This window comes from Streptomyces sp. NPDC002690 (genome assembly GCF_053592415.1).
Genome location: NZ_JBSFVR010000710.1, coordinates 1 through 1,536, shown reverse-complemented (window position 1 = coordinate 1,536; position 1,536 = coordinate 1). Strand labels below are relative to the sequence as shown.

1 protein-coding gene and 1 pseudogene are annotated in these 1,536 nt (G+C 72.7%); both read right to left on the bottom strand.

Features of this window, described 5'->3' with window-relative positions:
• Positions 1 to 18: 18 nt before the first annotated feature.
• Positions 19 to 789, bottom strand: a pseudogene (locus ACWD3D_RS36910) (polyprenyl synthetase family protein); the annotation flags it as partial.
• Positions 786 to 1,536 (bottom strand): FAD-dependent oxidoreductase (locus ACWD3D_RS36905; protein ID WP_451464998.1); only part of this gene is annotated, 751 nt, incomplete at its 5' end. The gene ACWD3D_RS36905 and the pseudogene ACWD3D_RS36910, both read right to left, overlap by 4 nt.

Genomic DNA, 1,536 nt, shown 5'->3' with positions numbered 1-1,536 from the left:
CGACGATATTCAGATCTACTCCGGGTCGCCCCAGATGCCGAGCAGGTCGTCGACGGCCTGGAAGGCGAGGCCCAGGTGATAGCCGTAGGACTCCAGGGTGTCGGCGGTGCGGTCGTCGGCACCGCCGAGCACCGCACCGATGGAGACGGCGCACGCGAGGAGGGCGCCGGTCTTGTTGCCCTCCATCTCCAGGCACTCCTCGACGGTGACCCGCTCGCGGTGTTCGTAGGAGATGTCCTGCGCCTGGCCGTCGATGAGCTTGCGGGTGGCGGTGGTCAGGCGGCGCGCCGCGCGCCCCGCCTCGACGGTGCCGAGTTCCAGGAGGAGCTCGTTGGCCAGCGCGAACAGCGCGTCGCCGACGAGGATCGCCTGGGCCGGGCCGTGCACCTTCCAGACCGTGTCGCGGTGGCGGCGCTGCTCGTCGCCGTCCATCAGGTCGTCGTGCAGCAGCGAGAAGTTGTGCACGAGTTCGACCGCCACCGCGCCGGGGATGCCGGCCTCGGCGGGGGCGCCGGCGGCCTCGGCCGACAGCAGTGCGAGCGCGGGGCGCACGGCCTTGCCGCCGTCTCCCGCGGCGGGCTGCCCGTCGGCGTCGATCCAGCCGAAGTGGTAGGCGGCGACGGTGTCCATGGGCGGCGCGAGCCGGTCCACGGCAGCCCGCAGCACCGGCGCTGACAGGGCCCGTCCGCGCTCCAGAAGCGCGGTGACGTCCGTGGTGTCCGCCACGGTGTCGAAAGCCGGATTCGCCGGGGTCACTGACTCTCCTCTTGTTCCGGTGGTACTGCTCATGCCGCCTCCTGCAGCGGATGTTCTTCGAGGCTCCTGAGCCCCTGGAGCGCTGTTGTGGCGGCGGTGGTTCCGCTGCGGACGGCGCCCTCCATGGTGGCGGGCCATCCGGTCGCCGTCCACGCGCCCGCGAGGGCGAGTCCCGGCAGCCGGGTACGGGCTCCGGGGCGCAGTCGCCCGGTGCCGGGGGTCGGCGCGAAGGTCGCGGTGCGCTCGCGGGTGACGAAGAAGTCGCGGATGCCCGCGCTCCTCGCCGCAGGGAAGAGGCGCTCCAGTTCGGGCAGGTAACGGGCGCGCAGTTCGGCCACGGGCAGGTCGATCTCGTCCCCGGCGGCGGACTGCGACAGCGCGACGTACTGGCCGCCGCCCCGGAGTCCGGAGGTTTCGGTGCGGTCGAAGACCCACTGGACCGGCGAGCCGATCGCGGCGAAGAACGGCCGGCGCAGCACCTTGCGGTCGTAGACGACGTGGACGTTGAGGATGGGGGCATCCTCGATGGCGAGCAGCCGGTCCTGGTCCTCGATGGCTCCGGCGGGCAGCAGTGCGTGGGTCTCCCGTTGCGGGAGGGCGAGGACGACGACGTCGGCCTCGATCCGCTCGTTCTCGGTCTCCACCGTCCAGGTGCCGTCCTGGGTCCGGGCGAGCGAGGTGGCCTTGGCGCGCAGTCGGGTGCGCACCCCGGCGGAGTCGAGGGCCTTGCGGGCGAGGGTGTCGTGGAGTTCACCGAGCGGTACGGCCGCCCACCCGATG